Here is a 791-nt window from a genome sequence, read left to right as displayed (position 1 = left end):
ATACGCGTCCATATCGCCAGCAGCTTTCGCCATTTCTGCGATCGTCCAATCGTAGAATGAGAATTCCAACGAGTACGACACTGAGTTCCAGTTCGGGTAACGAACACACTGTTCTTTCTCGTGGTAGTTCAACTGACCTGCCATAATTGAGCTTAGGATGTCGTCATGAATCTGTGGGTATTCATGCGGCGTGTAACGTGCTGATTTTACTGACGCGGTGTAAGCCTGCTCGGCATCAATCAAGCCTTTGGTTACCGCATCGCCCAAAATTGCTGCCGATGGGTAGCCGATCATGGTGCCGGTTTCTGAGCCATGTCCTTCCCATTTCGGCAATAAACCAAACTCGTCGTTGGATTTACGAATCAAGTCTTTCACGTATAGCGTTGCTTGATCTGGGTCGATGATGGTCCACATTGGGTGAACCGCGCGGAACGTATCCCACGTTGAGTAAATCGAGTAGTTTGGTGTGTCGCCATCTTTCAGTGTGCGCACTGTGCCAAGCATATCCACGTATTGACCATCCACATCATAGAACTCGATTGGCGCGATCATCATGTGGTACATGCCAGTGTAGAAGTTGGTTTTCTCTGCGTTTGTGCCGCCTTCGACTTTGATTTTTGCTAGCTTTTCAGCCCATGCGTATTCCGCGTCTTCTTTCACTTGTGCTAGGTCGAAACTTGGTGCTTCCGCCTCTAAGTTTTTCTGTGCGCCTTGCCAGTTAACAGGAGAGATACCCACGCGGATTTCAATTGGTTCTTCGCCTGTGCCGAAGTTTAGGTAAGCGGTCAGAT

The 791-nt window shown here is 49.1% G+C and carries 1 protein-coding gene; it reads right to left on the bottom strand.

The annotated features are described in order from the left end of the window. On the bottom strand, positions 1-791 hold a 791-nt coding region (locus R7R78_RS25585), incomplete at both ends, for a glycoside hydrolase domain-containing protein (RefSeq protein WP_225474552.1).

The sequence above is a fragment of the Vibrio sp. 2134-1 genome (genome assembly GCF_033339495.1).
The sequence above is the reverse complement of the archived record's forward strand: the minus strand, read 5'-3'. Positions and strand labels throughout refer to the sequence as shown.